Genomic DNA, 22,635 nt, shown 5'->3' with positions numbered 1-22,635 from the left:
AGCCGGTGGCGCCATGCGTCACCGGGCTAAGAGTTTTTGCCAGAGGTTCATCGCTTGCGGTTTGCAGCGAAGCGCGTCGGCGCGCGCCCACCTCATCTAGCGGGGTGGGCGGTAAAGCGGCAACCCAGTGCGCGACTCGAACGCAACTGCTGCGGTGTCGCCCAGCTCGCGTCCTACCGGTGCTGTCGGATTGCCGAGCGCAGGCGGCAGCACTCCGGGCATCTCAATGACCGAGGTTTTGCCTGCGCCCCCGCCTGCGCCGTGCTCGTCATCGTCGGGGCTGGCAATGAGAACTACGCTGTCGTCGTCTTCGTCATGGTGATGGTGCGCTGCACCGTGCTCGTGCTCGTGGGCGTGCCAGGCTTCATGCTCGGCATCCCGTTCCTTGATGGCCTTTACCGCCGAGCGAGCCGTGCTCGGCACTTCGACGTGAGCATGGGCCGGGCCTTTTGCGCGCAGCGACACAGCCGCGCCGGCCTGCGCCGGAACGCACACCACGAGCAGCCAGACCAGCACACGCACGCCCAAAAAAGTCATCAAGAACTCGTATCGCCGCAGCGGCGGGTTGTGTTGCGCTTTGGGCGACCATCTAACCGCGAGGTCGCCACGCATTGGGAAGGTACGCAGGAGCGACGATCCTAGATGCAAAGCGAAACGCCAAGATGACAGACATGCGTCAAGGGTGCGGCGGCCCCCCGCGGGCTTAGGCCTCGAACAGGGCCTTGCGGCCGCACGATCGACTTGCCGCTGCCCGATGGCCGGGCCCCTCCACCTCAACCTTCCGACCCCTCCCCATGCAGGGCGCGATAGGTCGACGGAAGGAGCCCAAAGCCGGCCTTGAACGCCCGCCCCATCCTGTCCAGAGACCCGAAGCCACACGCCGTTGCAACCTCTCCCAAGGTTGCGCCGGCGTCGAGCAGCTCGCGGGCGCGGTCCAGGCGCATGCGCTCCACATAGGCGGCAGGCGAGCGCCCCATCTCCGCAGAAAACTTGCGGTGAAAGTTGCGAGGCGACTCGCCGGCTCGCTCTGCGAGCTGCTCCATGTCGAGCGGCTTCTTGAGGTTCTTGCCCATCCACACGATGAGCTCTCGGTAGGCGCCTTCGCGCGGCGCCAAGGCGCTCGAAAACTGAGACTGCCGCCCCGGCCGCCGGGCATACAGAACGAGCTCGCGGGCCACGCGCTGCGCGACGTCGAACCCCATGTCGCGTTCCACCATGGCCAGGCTCATGTCTATGCCCGTGGTGACACCGGCTGAGGTCCACACCGGGCCGTCTTCAATGAACAAGGCCTCTGCGTCGACCGTGATCCGGGGCTCCCGCGTGCTCAGCTCGCGCGCTGCGCGCCAGTGAGTCGCGACCCGCCGGCCATCCACCAGCCCCCAGTCCGTCAACAGGAAGGCGCCGCTGCACACAGAAGAGAGGCGACGCACGTGCTTGGCCGCCTCTTGTGTCCAGGCGCAGGCCACACGGTCACGCAGGGCGGCCGAAATGGCAGGCCCTTCCCCACCGACGACGATCAGCGTGTCGATCGAGCTTGGCGCCACCTCGGCGCTCGGGCGCGTCATCACGGCCACGCCGCAGTCTGTTCGCACCTCTCCCCCGGCGCTAGAGACGAGCAGCACTTCGTAGTGGGCCGGCGCCACTTGCAACGAGGCCTGGCCAAACACGCTGGCCGGGCCCGCCACATCTAGCAGCTGTGCGTCCGCGAAAACCAGCACGGCGATGCGCTTCATTCAAGCTCCTTTGTCATCATTTGATGATTTTATCTATTTTATGCCATACTGATTTCAGTCGGCTTCGACTTCTAACACCCCAACACCTACCAAGGGACCTCATGACTCAACCGTTCAAGATCGGCTTCCTGCTCTTTCCCCACGTCACGCAACTCGACTTCACCGGCCCCGCTCAAATTCTGTCGATGATGAGCGGCGCAGAAATTCACATCGTCTGGAAAACACTCGACCCGGTTCCGACAGACTGCAACTTCACCATCGTTCCGACCCACACATTCGAGACATGCCCCGACCTGGACATGATCTGCGTGCCGGGCGGCCCAGGCCAAGGGCCCATGATGAGCGACCCCCAAGTGATCGGCTGGTTGCAGCGCCAGGGCAAGCAAGCTGCATACGTCACCAGTGTGTGCTCGGGCTCTTTGCTTCTGGGCGCCGCGGGCCTGATGAAGGGCTATCGCGCCGGCTGCCATTGGGCCTTCCGCGAGTTGCTCAGCAATTTCGGCGCCGTGCCGGTGAACGAGCGCGTGGTGGTCGACCGCAACCGCATCAGCGGCGGTGGCGTGACCGCAGGCATAGACTTCGCATTGATCGTGGCCCAGCAGGTTCGTGGCGCTCATGAAGCGCAGCGCTTGCAGTTGCTCTTCGAATATGCGCCAGCGCCGCCTTTCGACATGGGCGTGCCTGAAAAAGCGGGCCCCGTGATGGCGACCGAAGCGCGCCTCATCCTGGCAGAGGCGGTGCGAAAGGTCTCCGAGCTCAGCGCGGTGGCGGCATGAGCGCACATCTGACATTCGAGAGCCCTGCCGGCCTGGGCCCCGTGATGGGGTACTCGCACCTGGCTCGGGTGACGGGCGGAAGCTTCGTCTTCATATCAGGCCAGGTGGGCAGCGACCCGGCCAAACCAAACGACCCTGCGGGCGGCTTTGCCGAGCAGACGGACCGGGTCTTCGCCAATCTGCTGACGGCGACCCGCGCCGCGGGCGGTAGCTTTTCAGACATTGCAAAGCTCAACATCTACATCGTCGACAGCGTGGCGCGAACCGAGCTCGCGCCACTGCTCGCTGCGATCAAGCGGCATTGCGGTGCAGGGCCTGCGCCGGCGAGCACCCTGGTCTTTGTGAGTGGCTTGATTCACCCTCAGTGGCTCATTGAGGTGGAGGCCATCGCTGTGCTTGCGTGACCTGACGCGCAACACCCCCCAGCGGTCTCGCATGCGTGGCGCTGGGGTCGGCATGCCCAGAAAACGTTTGATGAGATCTGACCGCATGCCCACACTCGCGCTCGCTCGGCTGAACAAATGACGAGACAGGCGCACCCGACCGGAGTCGTCTAAGGACCACCATGAAAACGATAAGAAGCCGCGATTTCACGGCGTCCCGCGCCTGGGGTGCCATCGCCGTTGCCAACATGGGCGGCGTCACCACCCGCTTGCACTGGACCGATCAGCCTTACACATGGCACGTCAATGACGGTGATGAAGTCTTTGCCGTGCTCGATGGCGTTGTGGAGATGTCTTGTCGCGAAGACGGCGTGGAGCAAACGATTGTTCTTGAGGCCGGTGATGTGTTTTTTGCAGAAGAAGGGTGTGAGCACGTCGCTCGGCCGCGCGGTGCAGCACGGGTGCTCATCGTCGAGAAAGAAGGCAGCCCATGACGCGGCCATTTTGAACAAAGGGAGAGAACACCATGTCAGCTCAGCGTGACAGCCAGCTCAAGCGCATGACAGCCCCCGAGGTCTACGCGCGAAAAGGCCAGAGCCCTCTTGTGTGCTTGACGGCCTACACGACACCCATGGCCGAAATACTCGATGAGCTGTGTGACGTGCTGCTGGTGGGCGACAGCGTGGGCATGGTCCTGAATGGCCTGCCCAACACGGTCGGGGTGACGATGGACATGATGATCTTGCACGCCCAGGCCGTCATGCGCGGGGCCAAGCGGGCCATGGTCGTTGTCGATCTTCCCTTTGGCTCGTACGAGGGGCCCCTTGAGCTTGCGTACACCAATGCCGTGCGCATCTTGAAGGAGACGGGGGCTGCTGCCGTCAAGGTAGAGGGTGGCCCCACGGTGCCCTCGGCCATTGCCTACCTGGTGCGCCGAGGCATTCCAGTGATGGGCCATGTGGGCTTGAGGCCCCAGTCTGTGTTGGTGGACGGGGGGTTTCGGGCAAAAGGCAAGAGCATGGAAGAGCGCGAAATGGTGTTGCAAGAGGCGAGTGAGGTCGATGCAGCCGGCGCCTTTGCTGTCGTTGTGGAAGGCGTGGCCGAGCCGCTCGCGCGCGAGATCACCCGCCGCATCAGCGCGCCCACGATCGGCATTGGCGCCTCTGCAGCTTGTGACGGTCAGATTCTCGTGACCGACGACATGCTGGGTCTCTTTGACTGGACGCCAAAGTTCGTGCGGCGCTATGGCAAGCAGCGTGAAGAGATCGTAAAAGCCGTGGGCCAGTATGCAGACGACGTGCGCGCCCGACGGTGTCCGGCAGAGGGTGAAACCTACTTCAACAGCAGCCCGGCCGCCGAATAGCCCCTAGGCAACATGCACAGCCATCAAAGCCCGGCCCCCTGCGTCGCACAGGCATCTGCTAACCGCAGAGATCGCAAGATCGGTCTCGGCTGCGGGGTCGTGACCGTCATCTTGTTTTCCGGGTTCACGCTGGCCTCCAGATTCGGGCTGGCGTCGTCGCTGGCCCTGCGAGACATCGCTCTGCTGCGCTTCACCATTGGGGGCATCTTGTTGTCGCCCCTGTTGTTTCAGCGCGGGGCGACAGCGCTTCGTGGGCTCGAAATGCTGCAGCTCGCATTTCTTGGCGGCTTGGGTTTTGCATTGTTCGCGTACTCAGGTTTCGCGTGGGCACCGGCCAGTCACGGTGCTGTGCTTCTGCACGGCACGCTGCCACTCTTCACCTTTGCGATCATCTGGCTCACGTCGCGAGCCCCCGTGCGTAAACGCCAGGTCATGGGCTTGACCTTGATTTTCGTGGGGGTCTTGGCGATGGCGTGGGACAGCTCGATGAGCCCATCCGTGCACCCACTGCTGGGGGATCTTTGCCTGCTGCTGGCGTCGGCCTGCTGGTCGGGGTACGGCGTTCTGGCAGGTCGCTTGGGACTCAAGCCGGCTCATGCCGCCTCGATCGTTGCCGCGGTGTCCATGCTTTGCTATCTGCCGCTCTACCCGCTTCTACCGGCCACATCGCCCGTGACGCTGAGCTGGGGCCTCATCGCCTTCCAGGCGGTGTTTCAAGGCGTCTTCATTGGCGCGGTCTCCATCTTTGTCTACACGCGTGCCGTGGCTTCTCTGGGGGCGGCGCAAACAGCGCTGTTCACGGCAGCGGTGCCTTGCGTCACGACCATTGCAGCCGCACTGCTGCTGGCCGAACAGCCGACCGTACTTGCTCTTTGCGGAGTGGGCATCGTCACCGCGGGGATGCTTGTCGCCATGCGGTCCGCACCCCTCAACTCTGCACACGAGCAGAGCGCCTCATCCAACTGAAACCCTTGAAAGAAAGCAAGCATGCCCCGACTCGACCCGGTACACCCCGACAACACACCACAAGGGTCAGCACCCCTGCTCAGCGCAGTGCTGAAGAAGCTTGGTCGAGTGCCCAACCTTGTTCAGGCGCTGGCGCACTCGCCCGCGGCGCTCAAGTTCTACCTGGGCCAAACCGAAGCGCTTTCAGCCGGTGTGCTCGATGCCAAGCTTCGCGAGCAGATCGCCCTGGCCGCAGCCGGCGTGAATGGGTGCGACTACTGCGCTTCCGTCCACACACTCGCTGGCAAGGGGCGCGGCGTTTCGGGCAGCGAGCTGGCTGCCAATCTGAGGGGAGTTTCTCTTGACGCGAAAACGCAAGTCGCGTTGGACTTCACACGGCACATCTTGGAGACCAGGGGCCATGTCGTCGAGAGCTCGCTCACGGCCCTGAAAGACGCAGGCTTTGGGCAAGCCGAAATCGTGGAGATCATTGCGCACGTGGGCATGAACATCTTCACGAACTACTTCAGTCATGTGGCGCAGACCCCCATCGATTTCCCTTTCGTCAGCGCTGCCACCGCACGCTAGCCAGCAAGCCATGAACCCCATCATGCCGAGCCAGTACGAAAAAGCCATCACCTTTCGAGACCTGCATGGTCAGGCGGCCTTCATCATTCCGAACCCGTGGGATGTGGGCAGCGCACGGCTGTTGCAATCGTTGGGCTTCTCATCGCTGGCCACGACCAGCGCAGGCTACGCGTTCTCTCGGGGGAAGATCGACAACACGGTCTCCCGCGAAGAGACAATGGCGCATCTGCTGGAGATCACCTCGTCAACCCAACTGCCTGTCAGCGCCGACTTGGTCAATGGTTTTGGTGATGCGCCTGACACCGTTTCAGAAACAATCCATCTGGCGGCGGCCGCGGGGGTGGTCGGGGGTTCGATTGAAGACTACACAGGGCTTCACGCTGACCCGATCTATTCAAAGGAGCTGGCCGTCGAACGCATACGCGCAGCCGCTGAAACCGCACGCGGGCTGCCCTTCCCTTTCATGCTGACAGCACGCGCCGAAAACTATTCGCACGGGCGACCCAACCTGCCTGACACCATCGCGCGCCTGCAGGCCTATCAAGACGCCGGAGCCGACGTGCTGTTCGCCCCCGGGCTGGTCAATGCCGATGACATTGCAGCGCTGGTGAGGTCGGTCGACCGGCCCGTCAACGTCATGTCGGGGCTCGCGACGAGCCGCCTGACGCTGGCGGGTCTGAGCGCTCTTGGGGTCAAGCGGGTCAGCGTGGGGGCGTCGCTCTGTCGCACCGCACTGGGGGCGTTTCTGGCGGCGGCGAACGAGTTGCACGATCACGGTTCGTTCTCTTACGCGACACAAGCCATAAGCTCGCAAGACATCACCAAACTGCTGCAGCACGCGAACGGCGATGGCGGCTGACACCGAGCGCCCACGACCCAATGGACAACTTCTCCTACAAGATGCCACCGCTCGAGGCGATTAAGGGTTTTGTGGCAGTGGGTAGACGCATGAGCATCACGCTCGCGGCGCAAGACCTGTTTCTCACCCAGTCGGCCGTCAGTCGACAGATTCAGACCCTGGAAGAGTACCTGGGCGTTCCATTGTTCGTCAGAGGGTATCGAGCCATCGCCTTCACCGAAGCGGGGCAGCAACTCTTCGACCTTGCATCGCCATGGCTCTCGCGCTTGCTTGAGTTCGCCGAAGAAACCCGAAGCAAAGGAAAAGCCCGGCCCATCACGATCACCGCCAACATGGCGTTCACTTCGCTGTGGATTCTTCCGAAGATCGGTGCATTTCAGGCGTTGCACCCTCAGCTCAACATACGCGTGGCCGCAGACAACCGAGTTTTGAATCTCGAACAAGAAGGCGTAGATCTGGCGGTGCGCTACTGCCGAGCAGAAAGCGCACCAGCCAACGCCATACGCTTGTTTGGCGAAGAGGTCATACCGGTGGCAAGCAAGAGCGTGGCGGCACGAGCCTTTTCGCGCCCGGAGGCCTTGTTTGATGAAGTTTTTTTGGAGCTGGATGAAAAGGCGCGCCCCTGGCTGCGTTGGTCAGACTGGCTCACTTCCATAGGGAGCCCCCATGCGGCGCCACGTGCCTACATGCGCTTCAACCAGTACGACCAGGTCGTGCAAGCCGCCATACAGGGGCACGGTGTTGCCCTGGGTCGTTTGGCGCTGGTATTGCCGATGCTGGAAGACGGGCGGCTCGTGGCTCAACCACAGGCCAGCCTGGGCGTCAGCGACTACGCCTATTGGCTGGTCAGGGCTGATGGCGCAACGCGTGCAGAAGTTGATCTGTTGGCCCAATGGCTGGTAGAAGAGATTCAACAAACCTCTGATCTCCTGGCGGCCGCGGGCGCCGCCCACCTCCTTCAGAAATCGAAGTCAGGCCCAGCGTTGACAAAAAAGAGGCGGAGCTGAGGCACGCCACTGATCAACACCCAGGATCACAGTGCCGCGGGGTCGGCATGTGTGCCCACCCGGCCAGCATCGGTCTTGCCGTAGAAGCTTTGGAGTCGGGCCGTGACATCGGCACCTGAGGCCATGATGGAGTAGCCATACATGGCCTCCAGTCGCAACTGATCATCGAGGCTGCGGCCCACCATCTCCAACACGGTCTCTTTGGCCGATTGCAGCGCCAGCTGATCGTTGCGCAGCAGCTTGCGGGCCCAACGGTAAGCCTCATTCATCAGTTCATCGTGCGGCACAACGCTGGACACCAGATTCAGGTGCAGTGCCCGCTTGGCATCGACGGGGTCTGCACTGAGAACCAGCTCCATGGCGACGGCAGTGCCGCACATGTTGACGAGCCGCGGGATGCCCCCATCGCCATGATGGAAGCCCCGGCGCGCTTCGAAAGACCCGAAGCTGGCGCGCTCTGAAGCAACCCGAATGTCACATGCAAGTGCCAGCTCAAAACCGGCCGCCAGCGCCCAGCCATTCACGGCCCCGATCACCGGCTTTTTGAGCCGGTGCAGGCCTCGTGTGAGCCCGCCCAAGCCCATGTCGGCCATCTGCCTCACGAACTGCGCAGACGAGCCCACCACCTGGGGCACGTAGGTCTTCAGATCCATGCCGGCGCAAAAAGAGTCGCCGCAGCCTGTCACGACAGCCACATCGGCTTGGCTGTCATCGCCAAACAAACGGAACGCATCCACCAATTGCGAGTGCAACTCTTGGTCGATGGCATTTTTAGCTTCCGGGCGGTTCAGCTGGATGAGCGCGATGCGCTCGGCGACTTGGTAGATGACCTTGGACATGGGACGCTCCTGTTGGGCTTCGGCGCATTGGCCTGCGCTTCGGTTGCCATTGGGCGTGCAGTCGCCGTTCCACTCAAACGAGTTTCTCGACGCCTCGCATGCGTGCTGTGAATGCCAGCGCAACACGGTGTGGGCAAGGCCGCGGTCGAGCGTGAACCGCGTCGGCGCCAGGGCTTCGGTCAACTGAAGTGGTCTGGCCCGCGTTCAATGCAGAGCGATCGCATGAACTGCATCTAACGCAGTAGCTCCCGCGGGTGTGTCCAACCGTCTTTGACGCAAAGGTAAACCATGAACAACACCTCACCTCGGGCCAGGGCCTTGCCAGGCCCCGTGTCCCGTCAAGGCGCCCTCAGCATCTCGGCCCTCGCGGCAGTGGCGCTGCTCGCGGGTTGTGGCGGCGGCGTCGACGTCGCATACGACGACCCGCCCCCCATTCCGAGCCCACCGCCCTTCACTGCGCTGGACCGTGCAGCAGGTTTCTATTCAGGCCGCATGGCGTCAGGGCGCGATGTTTCGGTGATTGTTTTGGAGACGGGCCGTCTCTACGCCCTGTACGGGCCAGTGGCACCTGCGGGCAGCACCGCAATCGAAGGCGTCCTCACCGGCGACGGCAGCGCGAGCGGGTCGACGTTCACGTCGAACACATTGCACGACGTCAACTTCGCCAGACAGACCTCCACCCCCGTGGGCTTGGGCGCCACGTTTGGATTCAGCGACTACTTCGATGCGACGCTCGCGTACGCCGGTGGTGGCACAGACGCGTGGGCAGCCGACTACTCAACTGCCTATGAATACTTTCCCGCGCTCACCAACGTGTACGGCACGTACACAGGCCAGTTGGCCAGCTTGGGTGGAGGCGTCGACGCCGCAGTGGCCGTGGTCAGTTCGTCGGGCGCCGTCAGCGTCACGACACCTGGTGGATGCAACGCCGCTGGCACCCTCTACCCCCACGCGATAGGCAACGTGTACGACCTCACACTGACCTACGGGGCGCGGTGCGCTGCGGCGGGCTACACACTGACAGGCCATGCCAAATACGATGGTTTGCAGAGGAGCCTGGTGGGCGTCACCACGTCATCAGACTTCTACGACGTCGCATTGTTTGTCGGCACCCGGCCATAGGGGGCACGGCCGCGCGCGAAGCACAGCTGGCCTGCGGGCCAGCCAGCAATGCGCGGTAAATAGCCATTGGTCGTTCCTCGCCGCTGTGGCTGTGGCAGGCGCGCAAAGCCTTGGGCATGACGTCAGAGCTGCCGGCACTGTCTCACCTGCGATGTCAACTCGGCACGAAAGTCCGGGTGCGCGATCGAGATCAGCGCCTGTGCGCGCTGCGTTGCAGACTTCCCGCGCAACTGCGCGACGCCATATTCCGTGACCACGTAGTCGATGTCGTTCTTGCTGGTGCTGACATGGGTGCCGGGGCTCAAGGTCGAGACGATGCGCGACAGCTCACCATTCTTGGCGGTGGAAGGCAGAACGATGAAAGACTTGCCGTCGCGCGACCGATTCGCGGCGCGCACGAAGTCGGTCTGCCCGCCTGTGCCGGAATAGGGCGCGTATCCCAGGCTCTCTGACCCGCACTGGCCCAACAGGTCGATCTGCAACGTGGCATTGATGGTGATCAGCTTGTCGTTCATGCCGGCGAGCGTGGGGTCGTTCGTGAAATCGACCGGGTGGATCTCAAGCATGGGGTTGCGGTGCATGAAGCGATACAGCTTCGCCGAGCCGAGCGCGAAGGTCGCAACGATCTTGCCCGGCAAGTAGTTCTTGCGGCGGTTGTTGACGGCGCCACACTCCACCAGCCTGAGGATGCCGTCACCAATCATCTCGGTGTGGATGCCGAGGTCGTGTTTGTCCGTCAGCTGCATGACCACGGCGTCGGGGATGCCGCCATAGCCGATTTGCAGCGTCGACCCGTCTTCTATGAAGTCGGCGACGTACTTGCCGATCGCCTCTTGCACCGCACCGATCTTCGGCAGGCCGACTTCGAGCACTGGGTCCGAGCTTTCGACCAAGGCGGCGACCTGGGAAATGTTGACGCGGCAGTTGCCGAATGCGAAAGGCACATTTGGATTCACTTCGAGTACGACCACGCGCGCCTTGGCAATCGCTGCCATGGTGTAGTCGGCACCAAGGCTGATGGTGAAATTTCCCTCCTCGTCCATGGGTGACGCCATGCTGAAGACCACGTTGGCAGGAATGCTGCCGCGCTGGATGAGTGCGGGAATTTCCGAGAAATGGTTCGGTGTGAAATCGATCCACCCCTCTTGCCCGCCGGCGCGCGTGGCGCCGCCGAAGAACAAGGCGACATGCCGCACATGCCGCGTGGTGGCCGGGTCGATGTAGGCGTATTTGCGCATCGCCAGAATCTGCGCCACCTTCACGTCGTGGAAGCTGTGCCGTTGATCAGACAACGCCGTCAGCAGCGCAGGCGGCTCGCCGACCCCCGTCGGCACGATGATGAAGTCGCCATTGCGTACATGTCGAATCGCATCGGCAGCGGACACGAGCTTCTCTGCGTATTGGCTCTGGACAGACATGCATTTCTCCTGCGTAGAAGCGACGTGTTGCCGTTGATTGTGTTCCGAAGAACCAGGGCGCCGACACCGGCACAGGGCAGGTTACGTTGGTGGCACCGACTTGATCGAACCCACAGTCTGCGACAAGAGACCGAGTGCGAGTGTGGTCATCGCGTTCATGGCCCGCCGCCCGTCGCCGCGTCGAGGCGGTCCATGTCATGGATTCCGCGTTCGTGGGCTGCGGGCCCATCCAGAACGATGGTCTTGCGGCCATCGTCGTAGTCGGCGATCACGAACCGCCGGTCCAGCAAGTGCCCATGAGCCGATGGAAACAAGGTAAACAGGGGGTGTACGCCCAAACCCGATTTTTCCGGCGGGAGGCGGCAAGGGGTGATCGGCGCCCGGTTCAGCTCTGGCGCGCCCCGAACGCAGCCCAGAGCTGGTGCGCCTGCTTGGTCTCGTCGGTGTGGGGGGTAGAGCGGCCCAGCCCGGCCGGCACCGATGACGATGGCGTCGAAACTCCCGATCGGCATGATGACGGACTCCCCTTAGTGCGTTGTAGCGTAGCGGGTTCCGGGTTGACTGTCTGTGTGGGCGCTCGCAAGTGCGTGAGTCAGAATCCCGAGTGGAACACCTATGCAAGCCGCCTACATCAACTGGGATACGTTTCTGCGCGGCGCGGTGGCCGGTCTGCTGATGTTCCATCTCGTCAATCTGGCACTGCCGGGTGCCCGCGCCTCGGCTCGAGCTGCTCTCGCCGCGTTCACGCTCGCGCTGCTGGCCTACCTGTTCTGCCAGCAAGCCGACGTGCTGCTCGGTTTTCCCCGCCCGCTCGCAGTGCTCGCGTTGGCCCTGTGCGCTGCCACCACCTCATGGATGTGGCTTGCGGCCCGTGCGCTGTTCACCGACCACTTTGCAATCTCGCTGCCGGTGATCGCGCTCCCGCTGGCCATGACTGCGCTGGGATTGGCAGCGCACCTGCCCCATCTGGACACAGCGCGGCAAGGGATCTCGGACCCGGGTCCGTCGCTTCTGGTGGTGCTGCATGCCATCGCGATGCTGGCGTTCACGGCTGCCGCGCTGTGGGAGATCGTCAATGGCTGGCGCGACGACCTCGTGCAACCGCGCCGCGTGGCGCGGCGCTGGGCGGCGCTCGGCATCGGGGTCTATGCGGCTTTGGCGCTGGTGATCGAACTGGCCGTGCGTGGCCAACCTATCGGCCGGCTGCTGCCGGCCCTGCACGTGGCGGGTATCGGGGGCGTCACCCTCGCTTTGGCGGTCCTGGTGGCGCGCCGGTCGCTGAATGACGTGTTGGGCTTGCCGGAATCGGAATCGGAATCGGCGCCGGTCGATGCCGCGCTCGCCGCAGTCGTTACGACACCCGCCGCAGCAGCCGAACCACCGATACCTTCACCGACGATGGCGCGCCTGCAACAGGCGATGACCGACGAACGCCTCTATCGTCGCGATGGGCTGACGCTGGCTGCGCTGGCGCAGACCCTCGGTCTCGGAGAAGCTGCACTGCGCACGCTGATCAACCAGGAACTGGGCTACCGCAACTTCAACGACTTCCTGCACCACTACCGGCTGCAGGAAGCCAGCGCGCGGCTGGTGGGAGAAGACCTGCCGATCCTGACGATCGCGCTGGGATGCGGCTACGGCTCGATCGGGCCGTTCAACCGCGCCTTCAAGCAGCGCATGGGCATGACGCCCTCGGAATACCGGGGTGCCGCACGCCTGTCGATCCGCCCGGCAACGAACTGAGCAGATTTCGCGACGAATCGGCCAGGGTTTGCGACGAATCGGCGAGCCGCGTGCGGGCCGGCTCCCGACCATGGGGCACTACAACCCATTGGACTACCAATGCAAGCCCCATCCTTCGTGACCCTCGCGCTGACCATTCTCGGTGTCGACTTCCTCCGCTATGCCGTCGTGGCCGGGCTGGTCTGGCTGCTGGTGAACGTGCTGTTCAAGCAGCGGCTCGCGGGGCGCCGAATCCTCGATGCCGCGCCCCGGCCTGGTCAAGTTCGCCACGAGTTCATCTACTCGCTGTCCACAGTGCTGATCTTCGCCGCCAACGGGACCATGTTGTACCTGCTCGCCACGGCCGGCCGCGTTCGCATCTACGACGATGTGGCGGCATATGGATGGGCCTGGTGGTGGGCGAGCCTGGTGCTGATCGTGGTGGCCCACGACGCCTACTTCTACTGGACGCACCGGCTGCTGCACGACCGCCGCTGGTTCGGTGCGGTGCATGGCCGCCACCATGCGTCGGTGCACCCGACGCCTTGGGCAGCCTATGCCTTCCATCCGATCGAGGCAGCGATCCAGGCGGCGTTCCTGCCCTTGTTCGTGGCCCTGGTGCCGACGCACGGCATAGTGATTGCGATCTTCCTGGTTCACATGATCGTGCGCAACGCCGTCGGGCACTGCAGTCACGAACTGTGGCCCTGGCACTGGACTCCGCGCGGGCCACTGCGCTGGATCACGCCGATAACCCATCATCATTTCCATCACGCTCGCAATCGCGGCAACTACGGCCTGTACTTCATCTGGTGGGACCGCTGGCTCGGGACCGAGGACGCGGACTACTTGCGCTACGGTGACGAGCACTTCATCGCCGGTGAACCGCAGCGGAGCCCGACTTGAAGCGCGCCTCGCGACTTGAGCGACTCGGTCGGGAGGGCCGTCAGCAGCCCAATCCTGGGCAGCCGAGCCCTGCGGCCCTTCGAGCGTGGTCACGCTACGTCGTGCCCGTCGTTAGGCTGGCCTTCCGGCCTGCGATCGAGAATTCGTCCAATGCCCCCGTCGAAGGCGCGTACTTGCTCGTGGCGAACCACTCCGGTCTTGGGAACCCGGACATCGCATGCTTGATAGCGTCCTTCCTCAGTTGCAAGGATCTTCGATTTCCGGCCGCGATGGTCCATCCGCTCTCGTTCAACTCATGGCCTGCGGGAAAATGGATGCTCGACCTCGGAGCCATTCCGTCGACGTACGAGGCTGCGCTTGGCGCGCTGTTGGCGGGCGTTCCCGTCCTTGTCTTTCCAGGAGGCGACATCGACGCGACACGGCCGGTGTGGCACGCCCGGAGTGTCGACTTCGGTCAGCGAAAGGGGTTCCTGAAGATCGCCCGCGCAGCGCGCGTACCTGTCGTGCCAATGGGGATCCGAGGATCTCATTACACAGCGCCCGTCCTCTTCCGCTCAAAGATCCTCTCGACGCTCCTCGTGTTCCCGCGCCTCATGGGCGTCAGGCGCTTTCCGGTCACCCTGCTCGGGGTGCTTGGAGCAGCCGGCCTCCTCGGATTTGGCCCAAGCCTCGGTTGGGCTACCGCGAGCGCGCTCGCAGTGCTTTGGATGGTTCTTCCAGCCTCCCAGCTACCGTGGGTTCCCTGGACCGTTCGCATTCGCATGGGAATGCCAATCCCACCCGAGCAGCTCTTTCCCGATGACGACCAAGCAAGCCTTGATGCCGCTTACGATCGCGTGCGCAGCACGGTCGAGGATCTCGTGAACGTACGTGATCGCGCGGAACGCGCCGGCTGATCGAAACTGTTTTCGACCCTTGTCTGTTCTCTCTGATCTTGATGGCCGACTGACACCCGCTGATCCCTGCCGAAAAGCGGCCACGGTGCCGGGGTATTGGTCCGCGCTGGAGCGTATCAACATGAACACACTTGATGAACTGAAGGTTCCACCGCCGCTCGTGGCGCTGGCTGTCGCTTTGGCGATGTGGGGGGTATCCACGTTCACGCCGACCGTTGCGGTTCCTTTTTTGATCCGAACCATCGTTGCGGTCGACGTCGCGCTGCTTCGGGGTGTACGCCCAAACCCGATTTTTTTCGGCGGGAGGCGTCAAGGGGCACTCCACGCCCCGTTCAGCTTGGGGGTGTACGCCCAAACACCTGATCGCCAGCGTCGAGCGCGTCCACGGCTTGGGTGACGGGTGCCTCCACCTCGGGCGTGGCCCAGGCATTCTTGCCGGTGTCCACCCTCCCCCAAAGCATGGCGATGACTCGGCCGTCCGCGTCCAGCCTCACCTTCGACACCGCGAATGTGCTCATCTTGCGACCCGTTGGAGGAACGGCATGGCCAGCCCCGTCGTCGAGCTTCGCCATGTCGGCCAGATTTCGTCCAGGTGACGGCGAATTGTCGAAGGCGATGTACTCCCTGCCGTCGTCTTTCTTGAGCACCACGAACACACGTTCCGGCAACCGTCCCTTGGACGAAGAAAACAACGCAGCGACTTGAGCACCATCCTGGATGGCGTCCACCACGTCGGCCACAGGCGCCACGACGGGCGCGCCGACATCTTGATCGGACCTTCCGCTTACCTCGGTCCAGAGCACGTCTCTGACTTGCCCATCTGCGTCGATGCGGACCTTCGAGACCGCAAAGTTGCGCCTGCTCTCGCTGGCGATCGTATGGGCACGTTCACCCTGGTAGGTCATGGATTGAGTCCTCGTCAAAGATCAAAGTACCGCCGTCGGTCGGACGGTTCTTGCCATGGGGTCTGCGCAAGGCCAACACAAAGTGTGCGCTCCGGGACCATATGCCTTCTGTTCGTTGTCGCACTCAAGGCGCGATTTCCTCAAACGACGTCAGGATCGGATGACTCAGAGCAGCACGAGATGGCCACTTGAAGTTGCGGCCTGCAGGTCATGCAGGGACAGCACAGCCGAGCGCTGACCGCGAGCGCCCCAGATGACATCGACACGCTCGTCGTCAATCGGCTCGACCAGACAAGGACCGAGCGGAATGTTCGCCTGCTTCCCGCCGTCTTGGATGTAGACAACCGGACCCACGATGCGACCGCTGCAAAGATTGGACTGCATGGAGAAATTGCGGGCTATTGCACGCCGAGCCGGCGTCGAACTGAATAGATGTGCAGCGCGATCAGCTCTTCACGAACCAAAGGCGGAAAGCCCACACGCCCACCTCGGTGATCGGCCTCCTTTTCAGAGAAGTACCGGTCCAGCTCCACGGGATCGTCCCAGAGCCTGTTGAGCTCGTTGGTGATTCGTGTGAAATCAATGGGAAGCTGAAGCGGTCGAACCCCTGCAGGCAGTGAGGCCAACCAGTCGATGGTCACGCCGAAAAGTCGCACGTCGCCGCTTCGGCGCGGGCGCCGTCCGAGGGTGCGATTGGCGTTGATGGACGATGACGCGCTGCTCGATGCCATTTGAAGCTCCTTCACAAGCCGGCAGGCATGGCATGCCTGTGACAGTAGCCTGCGCGGTCAGTCGCTGGATCGTCTGTTCGCTAGCGCCCATAGAGGCCGCCTTTTTTTGCGTCGACAGCGGGTGGCACGCGTACTCTCGCCGCCGGTTCATTGAGCCAAAGGGTCGCGCACCAGCATCACCGGCACCGCGCTGTCGCGCAAGACGAGCTCTGCGTCGCTGCCGAGCGCCAGGCGGTTGAGCCCGCGTCGGCCGTGGGTTCCCATTACGATCAGCTCCGCTTTGCAATCCTGGGCCTCGCGGGTGATCAAGTCGCAGATGCGCGCGCCGGGATCGCAGCGCACGGCGCCTTCTGCGCCCACACCCTTGGCGCGTGCCTTGTCCAGCGCTTCACCAATCAGTTGGGTGCCGGCCGCATGCCAGTCGTCGAGCAGTTGCTGGGGCGCATAGCTGCCGGCGTGGCCGAGGAGCATGCGCGCATCGACGATGTTCACGAGGTGCAGCGAAGACTTGAGGGCCTGTGCCAGCGCAAGCGCCTCATCGAAGCCGCGCTGCGCGGTCGAGCTGCCGTCCAGGGGAACGAGGATGCGTGCATACATAGTGGGCTGAAAGGGCGTTGCAGAAGGAATCAGTGTCCGCCCCTGCCCTCGCCTGAGGCTTGAGGCAGCTCAAGTTCAGAGTGCGGCTCTATTTGAGCAAGATCAAGGTATTTGCAGCAGAGAGAACTAGTCTGCAGTGGTCGGCATCCCGGTGCCTCTCTTTCCCAAAGGAGTGACCATGAAGATTCTGTTGGCCGTCGATGGCAGCCCCTACACCAAGCACATGCTGGCCTACCTTGCCGCCCACGACGAGTTGCTGGGCCAGAACGCGGAGTTCACCGTATTAACCGTGGTGCCACCCCTGCCAGCCCAGGTCACCCACTTCATCGACCATGCCGCCATCGACCGGTACTACAGCGACCAGGCCGATGCGGTTTTGAAGCCGATCATGAGCTTCAGTGACCAGCGCAAGTGGCGGCCGGCCATGCGCCAAGAGGTTGGTCACGTGGCCGAGACCATCGTGCGTGTGGCCGAAACCGGTCGCTTCGACCTGCTGGTGATGGGCTCGCACGGGCACTCCGCACTCGGTGCCTGGGCGGTCGGGTCGGTCACGTCGGGGGTGTTGTCGCGGTGCAAGGTGCCGCTGCTCATCGTGCCGCGCCAGAACGACTGAACACACCGGGTTGCTGCCTCCCACCCGCTGCCAACTGAAGCCCACCATGTCTTGCGAGATCAAGTCGATTCTTTGCCACCTGGACGCATCGCCACGCAGTGCTCAGCGGCTCGCACTGGCGCGCAGCATGGCCGAGCGACACGGCGCCAGCCTCACGGCCCTGTATGCCGTGACATCGGCTTTCGTTGCGCTGCCGTTTGCAATGGCTGAAAGCGCTGCAGCCGGGCAAATGCTGGCCGATCTGGACCGGGGTCGCCGCAGCCAAGCCCGCCAGTACTTCGACCAGACCCTGGGCACACCCGGCCCTGCCGTGACCTGGGAAGACATGCAGGCCGAGCCCGTGATCTTGGGAAGCGCGCAACGGGCCTTGAATGCCGACCTGCTGGTGCTGGGCCAGCACGAGATCGACCCAGCGCATGCCCACGATGTGCCCCCCGAGTTTGTCCAATCGTTGCTCATTGACAGCGGCAAGCCTGCCATCGTGGTGCCTCACACCTGGGACGCAAGCCCGGTGGGTGACCGTGTGCTTGTCGGCTGGAACGCCACGCGCGAATCGGCACGCGCATTGGCGGCCGCCCTGCCGCTGCTGCAACACGCCCAACAGGTCGACGTGGCGGTGTGGCAAGACGACGTTGGCCGCGGCACGCAAGACATACGCGCCCAGTTGGTGGCTTACCTTCAGGCCCATGGCGTTGCAGCAACCTTGCACTGGTACGGCGCCGCGCCGGGCAACCTGGGTGACCCGCTGCTGACGCTGGCGGCCGACCTGTCGAGCGACCTGCTGGTCATGGGCTGCTATGGCCACAGCCGCGCCCGCGAAATCATCCTCGGCGGCACCAGCAGCACCGTGCTGCGCAACATGACCCTGCCGGTGCTGATGGCACATTGATCAATGTTCGGCCGGCTTGAGAGGCGTTAACCTACAGGCATGTTCATCCCTGCTCCCTGTCGGTGACGCCCGTTCACCTCGCCGTTGTCGATGACGAAGTCGACATCACCACCCTGCTCGGCAACTACCTGCGCGGCCACGGCTACCGGGTCACGGCGCTGCATTCGGGGCGTGAGCTCGTCCCGCTGATGACCGCTGATCCACCGGCACTCGTGCTACTCGACCTGGGCCTGCCGGGGGAAGACGGCTTCGTGATTGCCCGCCAGTTGCGCGAGCACTGGCGCTGCGGCTTGGTGATCGTGACGGGCCGGGGCGATGCGGTCGACAAGGTGGTAGGCCTTGAGGTGGGCGCCGACGACTACGTCACCAAGCCTTTCGATCTGCGTGAGCTGCTGGCGCGCATCAAGGCTGTGCTGCGCCGGATCGAGCCCTCGGTGCCCGCGCCAGCAGCCGGCGCAGAGGGGTCGAGCGCGGTGCCCCGCGAGCAGTTTTGCTTCACCGGCTGGCTGCTAGACACCGCAGCGCGGCGCCTCACCAACCCAATGGGTGAAGAGGTCGCGCTCACCACCGGCGAGTTCGATCTGCTGCGCGCATTGATCGGACACGCGGGCCGGGTGCTGTCGCGCGACTTTTTGCTTGAGCACACCAGAGGGCGCGGTGCTGCGCCTTTTGACCGAACCATCGACGTGCAGGTGGGGCGGCTGCGCAAGAAGCTCGAAGTCGATCCGGACGACCCGCAGTTGATCAAGTCGGTGCGCGGTGCGGGTTATGTGTTTGTGCCAGCCGTGACCTCTGCATGACAACCGCGGCATGAAAACGCCGCATGGCAACAGCCGCATGAGCGCAAGCCCGCCCCGCCCACTGTTGCCGCAAGGGCTGGATGAGCGCACGGTCTTCGGTGCCCTCTTCACCGCTTACCCCGACGCTCTCTTGTTAGTCGACCAGCAAGGCCACATCGTGCTGGCCAACCCTGCGGCCGAGCAACTGTTTGGCTACGACGCCGATCAGCTGAGCGGGGTGAATGTAGATGCGCTGGTGCCCGACAGCATCCGCCCGCGCCACGCCAACTACCGCCACGCCTACGCCCACAACCCTCGCCCCCGCCCCATGGGAACGCACATGGATCTGGTGGCCAAGCGGCGCGACGGCAGTGAAGTGATGGTCGAGATCGCCCTCAGCCCCCTCCAGCAAAGCGGCCTGCCCTTTGTCGTGGTGGCCATCCGCGGCATCGGCGAGTACCCGCGCGTCAAGCAGGCCTTGCAGCGGGCACGCTACAGCGAGTTCATCGCCAAGATGGGCCGGCTGGCCGTCGACATGCGCGACCCACAAGTGCTGCTGCAGAAAGTGCCCGAGGTGGCCGCCGAAGCCCTGCAGGTGCCGATGGCGGTGCTGTTCCTGCTGAAACCCAACAGGCTTGAGTTCCGTGTAGCCGCCGGTGTGGGCTTGCTGCCCGGCGAAGAGCTGGACACCAGCATGTCGAACAACGCCGACACACCCGCCGGTTTCGTGGTCACCGCAGCCACGCCCGTGAGCACTGCAGACTACCGGCAAGAGTCGCGCTTCACCGTGCCAGCCCACTACCTGGCTGCAGGCCAGGTGAGTGGTTTGTCGGTCCCGCTGTACGACCGGGGCCAAGCCGTAGGCGTGCTGGCGGTGCGCTCGCAGCAGGTGCAACGCTTCGGCGACGACGAGGTGCGTTTCCTCGAATCGCTGTCCAACCTGCTTGCTGCCACGCTGCTGCGCCTGCAGTCGGAAGAAACCTTGCAGCACGCGCAGCGGCTAGAGAGCGTGGGCCAGTTGACCGGCGGCATCGCGCACGACTTCAACAACCTGCTCACCGTCATATTAGGCAACCTGCGGGTGCTGCAAGAATTGCCACCGATTGCCGACGATGCCAATGCGCTGGCGCTGGTTGCCGCCGCCACGCGCGCCAGCCGCCGAGGTGCCGAGCTGACCAGTAAGCTGCTGGCGTTCTCGCGCCGCCAGGTGCTGATGCCCAGCCGCATCGACACGCCGGCACTGGTGCATTCATTGGCCGACATGCTGCGCCGCACGCTAGATCAGCGCATCCGCATCGACGTGGAAACGGCAGTCCCCTGCCCTCCTTGCCGGGCCGACGCCGGCCAGCTCGAATCGGCGCTGCTCAACATCGCCATCAATGCGCGCGATGCCATGCCTGCCGGGGGGAAACTGGCGTTTTCGTGCAAGCCCTGCAACGAGTTGCCACCTGAGTTGCAGGCCGATTTTGGGCAAGGAGCCGACGACGCCAACGGCTTCGTGGCCATCAGCATCAGCGACACCGGCTTGGGCATGTCAGACGCCGTGAAAGAGCGTGCCTTCGAGCCCTTCTTCACCACCAAGGAAAGCGGTCGGGGCACGGGCTTGGGCCTGAGCACGGTGTACGGCTTCGTCAAGCAGTCCAGGGGCGCGATCGCACTCGAAAGCGTGCTGGGTGTTGGCACCACGGTCACTTTGTACATCCCGCGCCACCCCGACCCCTTGCCCAGGCCCAGGCCCACTGCCGACGACGATGACTACGGTGAGCTGCCTGCTGGCTTGCGCGTGCTGCTGGTCGAAGACGACTCAGAGGTGATGGCCGTGGCCCTGCGCTTCTTGTTGTCACTGGATTGCCGCGTGCAAACCTTCGCCAGCGCCGAAGAGGCACTGGCCGATCTGTCTCCCGACACGGGCTGCGACCTGCTGCTCAGCGACATCGCGCTGGGCACCGGCATGCAGGGCACAGAGTTGGCGCGCGAAGTGCAAACGCGGCGGCCCGATGTGGCCGTGCTCCTGATGTCGGGTTTTTCGGCCGAGCTTCTGGACGTGACCCAGACCGCGCCCTTGTCATGGGAGCTACTGGCCAAGCCCTACAGCCGCGAAGAACTGCTTGCCGCCATGCTTCGCGCGCTAATGGCGAGTGCGGCGGTGGCTACTGCAAGGTCGGAGTCGGCGCCACCAGGCAGCGCTGAATGAAAGCGCTCAGCACCGCCAGGTCGGGGATGTGCACCTCGCGGCGGCCCGTCTCATTGAAGCCGATGATCTTGTCGCGCGCCAGGCGCGACAGCGCCCGGCTCACGGTTTCGAGCTTCATGCCCAAGTAGTTGCCAATCTCGGCGCGCGTCATGCGCAAGATGATCTGGTCGTGGCGCAAGCCGCGCTCGGAGAGCGACTCGGCCCAGTTGCGCAGAAAGTCTGCCACCCGCGCATCGGCCGGCAGCGTGCACATCGACAGCATGGCGTCGCGATCGCGCGTGAGCTCGCGGCTCATCGCGCCATGCAGCAAGGCCATCAACCCTGGCTCGGTCGCACAGGCCTTGAGCAGCGCGTCGTAGCGCACGCTCCACACCTCGCCGGTGTCCATGGCCACGGCGTCGCAGCCGTGGCGGCCGGTGGCAATGCCGTCGAAGCCCAGCCAGTCTCCACGAAACTGCAGGCCCACCACCTGCTCGCGCCCGTCGGCCGATTGATTGACGATCTTGAACATGCCGGTGTTGATGAGATGAAGCTGCTCGAAGTGCTCGCCCGCCACATGCACCTTGTCGCCAGCGTGAAGCATGTGTCGCGTCACCGGCACCGACTGCTGCAGCAACTCCAGGCTGCAGGCAATGCGTTGCTGCGCGCGTTGATCGCAAACCGGCTGCGCAGCCGAAGGCAAGCGGGTGGGTGGCGGTGCTACGGCGGTGGCGGCTTGGCTCATCAGCATGGTGGTGTCCTCGGTGGGTGGGGCGTTAAATCGATGAGCACAGCGTAAGGAGCACCCGTCAACGGCGTGCCAATGGGCAGCCAATGGCGAGCGTCGCTGTGTAACGCTGGGTAAACAGAAGGTGACAGCCCTGCATCAAGCCTGCGCAGGCGCAAAGCCGCTGCGCACACTTTTGACGCCGGTCAAGGTGGCGTGCCAGACGCCCGGTACGCTGCTGTGGTGATGGATCAAGCCTTGCCTCGTACTTCTCCCGACACCGCCGTGACGGTGCTCATGCCTGACCTGCGGCGGGCACAATTGCTGCGGGGCAAGAACCTGGCCGTGCTGTGTGAGCTGCCGAGCTGCGCCCGTCTGCTGGTGCTGACGAGCGCGGCCACGGCGCTGGGCGCCCAGGTCACCCGCATCCGCCCTTCTGCCGCGCAACTGCTAGACCCGGCCCAGCTGGAGTCGATGGCCGCTGTGCTGGGTCGCCTTTACGACGCGATCGAGTGCCATCACTTGCCTGAGCACCTGGTGGCGGTGCTGAGCCGTGCCAGCCTCAAGCCTGTCTGGAGCGAGCACGATGGCCCAACGTCTGCCACCGATGTGCCTGCGCTGGAGGCCTGGCTGCTCAAGGTGCTGACATGAGGCCTTTGCGTTA

Annotated in this window: 26 protein-coding genes; 17 read left to right on the top strand and 9 right to left on the bottom strand. The window is 63.8% G+C overall.

The window, feature by feature from the left end:
- Positions 1 to 96: 96 nt before the first annotated feature.
- Both AC30QB_RS14010 and AC30QB_RS14005 read right to left on the bottom strand, forming a co-directional pair.
- Positions 97 to 537: a hypothetical protein gene (locus AC30QB_RS14010; protein ID WP_489546842.1), complete on the bottom strand. Its 441-nt coding sequence runs from the start codon at positions 535 to 537 to the stop codon at positions 97 to 99.
- Positions 538 to 773: 236 nt separating this feature from the next.
- Positions 774 to 1,733: a GlxA family transcriptional regulator gene (locus AC30QB_RS14005; RefSeq protein WP_489546841.1), complete on the bottom strand. Its 960-nt coding sequence runs from the start codon at positions 1,731 to 1,733 to the stop codon at positions 774 to 776.
- A 101-nt stretch (positions 1,734 to 1,834) separates the two neighbouring features.
- Here AC30QB_RS14005 and AC30QB_RS14000 point away from each other — a divergent pair, with 101 nt between their 5' ends.
- From AC30QB_RS14000 to AC30QB_RS13965, 8 genes are all read left to right on the top strand, one after another.
- Positions 1,835 to 2,509 carry a DJ-1/PfpI family protein gene (locus AC30QB_RS14000; protein ID WP_489546840.1) on the top strand — a complete coding sequence of 225 codons (675 nt, stop codon included), beginning with the start codon at positions 1,835 to 1,837 and terminating at the stop codon, positions 2,507 to 2,509.
- Positions 2,506 to 2,913, top strand: coding sequence for a RidA family protein (locus AC30QB_RS13995; protein WP_489546839.1), 408 nt, complete (start codon positions 2,506 to 2,508; stop codon positions 2,911 to 2,913). Before AC30QB_RS14000 ends, AC30QB_RS13995 begins: the two co-directional genes overlap by 4 nt.
- A gap of 161 nt (positions 2,914 to 3,074) precedes the next feature.
- Complete coding sequence (locus AC30QB_RS13990; protein ID WP_489546838.1) at positions 3,075 to 3,386, top strand: cupin domain-containing protein; 312 nt, start codon at positions 3,075 to 3,077, stop codon at positions 3,384 to 3,386.
- 32 nt (positions 3,387 to 3,418) lie between these two features.
- Positions 3,419 to 4,255: a 3-methyl-2-oxobutanoate hydroxymethyltransferase gene (gene panB / locus AC30QB_RS13985; protein ID WP_489546837.1), complete on the top strand. Its 837-nt coding sequence runs from the start codon at positions 3,419 to 3,421 to the stop codon at positions 4,253 to 4,255.
- Positions 4,256 to 4,267: 12 nt separating this feature from the next.
- On the top strand, positions 4,268 to 5,221 hold the full coding sequence (locus AC30QB_RS13980) for a DMT family transporter (protein ID WP_489546836.1): 954 nt from the start codon (positions 4,268 to 4,270) through the stop codon (positions 5,219 to 5,221).
- Between the two features lie 21 nt (positions 5,222 to 5,242).
- Complete coding sequence (locus AC30QB_RS13975; protein ID WP_489546835.1) at positions 5,243 to 5,788, top strand: carboxymuconolactone decarboxylase family protein; 546 nt, start codon at positions 5,243 to 5,245, stop codon at positions 5,786 to 5,788.
- Positions 5,789 to 5,810: 22 nt separating this feature from the next.
- On the top strand, positions 5,811 to 6,647 hold the full coding sequence (locus AC30QB_RS13970; protein ID WP_489546848.1) for an isocitrate lyase/PEP mutase family protein: 837 nt from the start codon (positions 5,811 to 5,813) through the stop codon (positions 6,645 to 6,647).
- 20 nt (positions 6,648 to 6,667) lie between these two features.
- Positions 6,668 to 7,654, top strand: a complete 987-nt coding sequence (locus AC30QB_RS13965; protein WP_489546834.1) for a LysR substrate-binding domain-containing protein — start codon at positions 6,668 to 6,670, stop codon at positions 7,652 to 7,654.
- 26 nt (positions 7,655 to 7,680) lie between these two features.
- Here AC30QB_RS13965 and AC30QB_RS13960 read toward each other — a convergent pair whose 3' ends face one another.
- Positions 7,681 to 8,493 (bottom strand): enoyl-CoA hydratase/isomerase family protein, encoded by an 813-nt coding sequence (locus AC30QB_RS13960; RefSeq protein ID WP_489546833.1) that lies wholly within the window; start codon positions 8,491 to 8,493, stop codon positions 7,681 to 7,683.
- Positions 8,494 to 8,781: 288 nt separating this feature from the next.
- On the opposite strand from AC30QB_RS13960, the gene AC30QB_RS13955 reads away from it, so the two are divergent.
- Complete coding sequence (locus AC30QB_RS13955; protein WP_489546832.1) at positions 8,782 to 9,615, top strand: hypothetical protein; 834 nt, start codon at positions 8,782 to 8,784, stop codon at positions 9,613 to 9,615.
- A gap of 122 nt (positions 9,616 to 9,737) precedes the next feature.
- Here AC30QB_RS13955 and AC30QB_RS13950 read toward each other — a convergent pair whose 3' ends face one another.
- On the bottom strand, positions 9,738 to 11,033 hold the full coding sequence (locus AC30QB_RS13950) for an acetyl-CoA hydrolase/transferase family protein (RefSeq protein ID WP_489546831.1): 1,296 nt from the start codon (positions 11,031 to 11,033) through the stop codon (positions 9,738 to 9,740).
- 615 nt (positions 11,034 to 11,648) lie between these two features.
- Between AC30QB_RS13950 and AC30QB_RS13945 the strand changes: the two genes are divergently transcribed.
- The 3 genes from AC30QB_RS13945 to AC30QB_RS13935 all read left to right on the top strand — a co-directional run bounded on the left by AC30QB_RS13945 (position 11,649) and on the right by AC30QB_RS13935 (position 14,557).
- The gene (locus AC30QB_RS13945; RefSeq protein WP_489546830.1) at positions 11,649 to 12,776 is read left to right on the top strand and encodes a helix-turn-helix transcriptional regulator; all 1,128 of its coding nucleotides are present in this window, start codon (positions 11,649 to 11,651) and stop codon (positions 12,774 to 12,776) included.
- A gap of 99 nt (positions 12,777 to 12,875) precedes the next feature.
- Complete coding sequence (locus AC30QB_RS13940; RefSeq protein WP_489546829.1) at positions 12,876 to 13,661, top strand: sterol desaturase family protein; 786 nt, start codon at positions 12,876 to 12,878, stop codon at positions 13,659 to 13,661.
- A 101-nt stretch (positions 13,662 to 13,762) separates the two neighbouring features.
- Positions 13,763 to 14,557 (top strand): 1-acyl-sn-glycerol-3-phosphate acyltransferase, encoded by a 795-nt coding sequence (locus tag AC30QB_RS13935; protein ID WP_489546847.1) that lies wholly within the window; start codon positions 13,763 to 13,765, stop codon positions 14,555 to 14,557.
- A gap of 332 nt (positions 14,558 to 14,889) precedes the next feature.
- Here AC30QB_RS13935 and AC30QB_RS13930 read toward each other — a convergent pair whose 3' ends face one another.
- From AC30QB_RS13930 to AC30QB_RS13915, 4 genes are all read right to left on the bottom strand, one after another.
- Complete coding sequence (locus tag AC30QB_RS13930) at positions 14,890 to 15,462, bottom strand: hypothetical protein (protein WP_489546828.1); 573 nt, start codon at positions 15,460 to 15,462, stop codon at positions 14,890 to 14,892.
- 165 nt (positions 15,463 to 15,627) lie between these two features.
- Positions 15,628 to 15,846 carry a hypothetical protein gene (locus AC30QB_RS13925; RefSeq protein ID WP_489546827.1) on the bottom strand — a complete coding sequence of 73 codons (219 nt, stop codon included), beginning with the start codon at positions 15,844 to 15,846 and terminating at the stop codon, positions 15,628 to 15,630.
- 14 nt (positions 15,847 to 15,860) lie between these two features.
- Entirely contained in the window at positions 15,861 to 16,193 is a 333-nt protein-coding gene (locus AC30QB_RS13920) for a hypothetical protein (RefSeq protein ID WP_489546826.1), read from the bottom strand.
- Between the two features lie 147 nt (positions 16,194 to 16,340).
- Positions 16,341 to 16,790 (bottom strand): universal stress protein, encoded by a 450-nt coding sequence (locus AC30QB_RS13915; protein WP_489546825.1) that lies wholly within the window; start codon positions 16,788 to 16,790, stop codon positions 16,341 to 16,343.
- A gap of 178 nt (positions 16,791 to 16,968) precedes the next feature.
- Here AC30QB_RS13915 and AC30QB_RS13910 point away from each other — a divergent pair, with 178 nt between their 5' ends.
- Genes AC30QB_RS13910 through AC30QB_RS13895 form a run of 4 tightly spaced genes read left to right on the top strand, consistent with a single transcriptional unit; the run spans position 16,969 to position 21,265 of the window.
- Positions 16,969 to 17,403, top strand: coding sequence for a universal stress protein (locus AC30QB_RS13910; RefSeq protein ID WP_489546824.1), 435 nt, complete (start codon positions 16,969 to 16,971; stop codon positions 17,401 to 17,403).
- 46 nt (positions 17,404 to 17,449) lie between these two features.
- Complete coding sequence (locus AC30QB_RS13905; protein ID WP_489546823.1) at positions 17,450 to 18,292, top strand: universal stress protein; 843 nt, start codon at positions 17,450 to 17,452, stop codon at positions 18,290 to 18,292.
- A gap of 56 nt (positions 18,293 to 18,348) precedes the next feature.
- On the top strand, positions 18,349 to 19,092 hold the full coding sequence (locus tag AC30QB_RS13900) for a winged helix-turn-helix domain-containing protein (protein ID WP_489546846.1): 744 nt from the start codon (positions 18,349 to 18,351) through the stop codon (positions 19,090 to 19,092).
- A 10-nt stretch (positions 19,093 to 19,102) separates the two neighbouring features.
- A complete protein-coding gene (locus AC30QB_RS13895; protein WP_489546822.1) occupies positions 19,103 to 21,265 on the top strand; it encodes a PAS domain S-box protein in 2,163 nt (720 codons plus the stop codon).
- Here the strand turns inward: AC30QB_RS13895 and AC30QB_RS13890 are convergent.
- Positions 21,222 to 21,995: a Crp/Fnr family transcriptional regulator gene (locus tag AC30QB_RS13890; RefSeq protein WP_489546821.1), complete on the bottom strand. Its 774-nt coding sequence runs from the start codon at positions 21,993 to 21,995 to the stop codon at positions 21,222 to 21,224. The two genes, AC30QB_RS13895 and AC30QB_RS13890, sit on opposite strands and share 44 nt — an antisense overlap.
- A gap of 234 nt (positions 21,996 to 22,229) precedes the next feature.
- Here AC30QB_RS13890 and AC30QB_RS13885 point away from each other — a divergent pair, with 234 nt between their 5' ends.
- Positions 22,230 to 22,622 (top strand): hypothetical protein, encoded by a 393-nt coding sequence (locus AC30QB_RS13885; RefSeq protein WP_489546820.1) that lies wholly within the window; start codon positions 22,230 to 22,232, stop codon positions 22,620 to 22,622.
- Positions 22,623 to 22,635 lie beyond the last annotated feature (13 nt).

Origin of the sequence: Rhizobacter sp. (assembly GCF_046595475.1) — a bacterium.
GTDB lineage: Bacteria > Pseudomonadota > Gammaproteobacteria > Burkholderiales > Burkholderiaceae_C > Rhizobacter.
This window is presented reverse-complemented; position numbering and strand designations above follow the sequence as displayed.

Coding starts and splice junctions, on each gene's coding strand:
- AC30QB_RS14010 (WP_489546842.1), bottom strand. CDS start 537: ATGACTTTTTTGGGCGTGCGTGTGCTGGTCTGGCTGCTCGTGGTGTGC.
- AC30QB_RS14005 (WP_489546841.1), bottom strand. CDS start 1,733: ATGAAGCGCATCGCCGTGCTGGTTTTCGCGGACGCACAGCTGCTAGAT.
- AC30QB_RS14000 (WP_489546840.1), top strand. CDS start 1,835: ATGACTCAACCGTTCAAGATCGGCTTCCTGCTCTTTCCCCACGTCACG.
- AC30QB_RS13995 (WP_489546839.1), top strand. CDS start 2,506: ATGAGCGCACATCTGACATTCGAGAGCCCTGCCGGCCTGGGCCCCGTG.
- AC30QB_RS13990 (WP_489546838.1), top strand. CDS start 3,075: ATGAAAACGATAAGAAGCCGCGATTTCACGGCGTCCCGCGCCTGGGGT.
- panB (WP_489546837.1), top strand. CDS start 3,419: ATGTCAGCTCAGCGTGACAGCCAGCTCAAGCGCATGACAGCCCCCGAG.
- AC30QB_RS13980 (WP_489546836.1), top strand. CDS start 4,268: ATGCACAGCCATCAAAGCCCGGCCCCCTGCGTCGCACAGGCATCTGCT.
- AC30QB_RS13975 (WP_489546835.1), top strand. CDS start 5,243: ATGCCCCGACTCGACCCGGTACACCCCGACAACACACCACAAGGGTCA.
- AC30QB_RS13970 (WP_489546848.1), top strand. CDS start 5,811: ATGCCGAGCCAGTACGAAAAAGCCATCACCTTTCGAGACCTGCATGGT.
- AC30QB_RS13965 (WP_489546834.1), top strand. CDS start 6,668: ATGGACAACTTCTCCTACAAGATGCCACCGCTCGAGGCGATTAAGGGT.
- AC30QB_RS13960 (WP_489546833.1), bottom strand. CDS start 8,493: ATGTCCAAGGTCATCTACCAAGTCGCCGAGCGCATCGCGCTCATCCAG.
- AC30QB_RS13955 (WP_489546832.1), top strand. CDS start 8,782: ATGAACAACACCTCACCTCGGGCCAGGGCCTTGCCAGGCCCCGTGTCC.
- AC30QB_RS13950 (WP_489546831.1), bottom strand. CDS start 11,033: ATGTCTGTCCAGAGCCAATACGCAGAGAAGCTCGTGTCCGCTGCCGAT.
- AC30QB_RS13945 (WP_489546830.1), top strand. CDS start 11,649: ATGCAAGCCGCCTACATCAACTGGGATACGTTTCTGCGCGGCGCGGTG.
- AC30QB_RS13940 (WP_489546829.1), top strand. CDS start 12,876: ATGCAAGCCCCATCCTTCGTGACCCTCGCGCTGACCATTCTCGGTGTC.
- AC30QB_RS13930 (WP_489546828.1), bottom strand. CDS start 15,462: ATGACCTACCAGGGTGAACGTGCCCATACGATCGCCAGCGAGAGCAGG.
- AC30QB_RS13925 (WP_489546827.1), bottom strand. CDS start 15,846: ATGCAGTCCAATCTTTGCAGCGGTCGCATCGTGGGTCCGGTTGTCTAC.
- AC30QB_RS13920 (WP_489546826.1), bottom strand. CDS start 16,193: ATGGCATCGAGCAGCGCGTCATCGTCCATCAACGCCAATCGCACCCTC.
- AC30QB_RS13915 (WP_489546825.1), bottom strand. CDS start 16,790: ATGTATGCACGCATCCTCGTTCCCCTGGACGGCAGCTCGACCGCGCAG.
- AC30QB_RS13910 (WP_489546824.1), top strand. CDS start 16,969: ATGAAGATTCTGTTGGCCGTCGATGGCAGCCCCTACACCAAGCACATG.
- AC30QB_RS13905 (WP_489546823.1), top strand. CDS start 17,450: ATGTCTTGCGAGATCAAGTCGATTCTTTGCCACCTGGACGCATCGCCA.
- AC30QB_RS13895 (WP_489546822.1), top strand. CDS start 19,103: ATGAAAACGCCGCATGGCAACAGCCGCATGAGCGCAAGCCCGCCCCGC.
- AC30QB_RS13890 (WP_489546821.1), bottom strand. CDS start 21,995: ATGCTGATGAGCCAAGCCGCCACCGCCGTAGCACCGCCACCCACCCGC.